The sequence below is a fragment of the Moorena sp. SIO3H5 genome, assembly GCF_010692395.1.
In the GTDB taxonomy this organism is placed as follows: Bacteria; Cyanobacteriota; Cyanobacteriia; order Cyanobacteriales; family Coleofasciculaceae; genus Moorena.
Window position 1 is genome coordinate 1 of record NZ_JAAHHS010000663.1, and the last position, 2466, is coordinate 2466.

General features: G+C 49.1%; 1 protein-coding gene. It reads left to right on the plus strand.

The window, feature by feature from the left end; all coding sequences use genetic code 11:
- Positions 1-2233, plus strand: a 2233-nt coding sequence (locus F6K52_RS35235) for an S-layer family protein (RefSeq protein WP_293089678.1), incomplete at its 5' end; no start/stop codon positions are given.
- Positions 2234-2466 lie beyond the last annotated feature (233 nt).

The following is a 2466-nucleotide window of genomic DNA, read 5'->3' on the forward strand; positions in this document are numbered from 1 at the left end:
TTACTTACTCGGAGTCGGTGCCTTCCCCTCTAGTGCTACTAATAATGTATTGATCCAGCGCGCAAGCCCACAAGTGGGGGACACTTACACCCTGCAAGTGTCTTTAGAAAACCTGGGCACGGAGGGAGTTTCGTTACCGGAAGACCCTTTTAATCCAGCTAACTTTAATCCGAATGTGGAAGCCAACAGCGGCTTATTTTCGGAATCGAGAGGCACAGGGGATGGTGGCAGCTTAACGATTAATACTGACAAATTGATACTCAACAATGGTGGCAGAATTTCCACCGATACCTCTTTAGCAGGTGCTGGTGGCAATATTACCTTAAATGTGGGCTCATTGCTGGAAGTGAATAATGCATCAACCTTCATCTCAAGCATTGCCCGGGGTAGTGGCAATGCCGGCACAATCGTGATTGATACCTCACAATTGCAGGCGATCGGGGGTATTCTCAGTACCAGGACCTTGAGCTCCGGTAATGCTGGTGAGATTACCATTACCGCGACAGAATCTGTGATGCTCTCAGGTACAACCGTTGAAGAGCGTGGGGAGATCCGAAGCGACGCCAGACTTGGAGCAACTGGCCAGGTCGGGAGGGTGGTTGTTGACACTCCAGTTTTGCAGTTGCGTAATGGCGCTCAGATCGCTGTTAATGGCGGTGATGGGGATGGGGGCAGTGTAATGGTTAGAGCTAATTTGATCGAAGCGATAGGTACGTCATCTGATGGTATATTTCCCAGCGCCTTTTTTACAGTTGCAGAGGGCAACGGCCCTGGCGGCAATTTAACCATTGAAACCGAGCGTTTGCTTGTTAGTGATGGAGCACAATTCGTCTCTCGTACCGATGGAGATGGGGATGCCGGAAATATCACAGTGTACGCCTCCGAGTCCGTAGATGTGATTGGCACTAATGCTACTGGTACAAGCTCTAGCGGCCTATTCACCAGTGGACTCCTTATTGGTAGTACTAGGGAGGAAATTGTTGGGAAGGGGGGCAATCTCCTGATTGAAACTGGGCGTTTGCGAGTGGCGGAAGGAGGACGCCTCCAAGCCTCTGCGGTTGGTTCTGGGGATGCTGGCAATATTACCATTCGGGCAAGGTCGGTCGAGGTTAGTGATGCCTTTGAAGATTTTACTGGCCTGGTCAGTGGTGTTTTGGTTGCCGTGGATTCAGGAGCCACTGGCAATGGCGGTGAATTAAGGATAGATGCAGAACGCTTGCACATCTTCGATGGTGGACAGGTGATTGCTTCTAGCTTCGGGGATGGTGCAGCTGGGAATATCATCCTCAATGTTAATGACATAGATGTCACTGGTATTTCAGAAGATGGTCAGTTTCCTAGTCGCATTGCGGCCTTCTCAGAAGGTAACTCCCCTGCACGTGATGTGACTATTACCAGTAACACCTTGAGAGTTCGCGATGGTGCCGAAATTTCGGTTAGTGCTATTTTTCCAGGGGAGTTAGCCCAGGCCGGTGATCTCAAGATTACCACTGAGTCCATTGTATTAGACGGGGGCGCTACCCTTTCTGCGGAAGTCAATGCTGGGGATAACGGCAATATTAATGTAGATTCCCAGCTGATTATAATGCGCGATGGCAGTAACATCACTACCAATGCCCAAGGTTCTGCCACTGGGGGTAATATTACTATTGATACTGACTTGCTAGTTGCCCTAGAAAATAGCGATATCACGGCCAATGCTGTAAATAGCTTTGGCGGACGAGTGATTATCAATGCCTTAGGCATTTTTGGCACTGAATTTCGAGAACAAAAAACCCCAAATAGTGATATTACTGCCTCTTCCGAACTCGGAGCTTCCTTTAGCGGTACCGTCGAAATTAATGCACCATACTCTGACCCTAACGCGGGATTATTCGAACTACCAGACAATTTTGTTAATCCCAAACTGCTAGTTGCCACTGGTTGCGGTACTGATGATGGCAATCAATTTACCGAATTTGGGCGGGGTGGCTTACCCACAGACCCCACTAAACCGCTTCGGGGTCAAACCCTGTGGATGGATTTACGGCCATTACCTCGCCATATCGCTCGCCGCCGGAAAAATCGTGTACATGCTGCTAATGCTGCTAATCCAGGTAACTCACGTCGGTCTAGAATTGTTGAAGCTAATCGATGGATTATTAATAAGGACGGAGTGGTCGAGTTAGTGGCTGATTCACCTCAGTCGAGTCCGTTCATTTCCTGGTTTTCCCCTTATTATTGCTTACGGTAACACCTGGGGTGTGGGGTGTGGGGTGTGGGGTGTAGGGTGAGGTGTGGGGTAGGCTGTTCACTTTGTGCGATGTCCATAGCTTAAACTTCATGCACTTTTTGTCTCATAGTATGAGAGAGTGTATCTCTTGCTAGATATCCATTCTGGGTGTTATCGCCTTACGCGATCCCGTAAAAGGCCCATAATAAACAGCCTACCCGACTCCCGACTCCCCACACCCCACACCCTACACA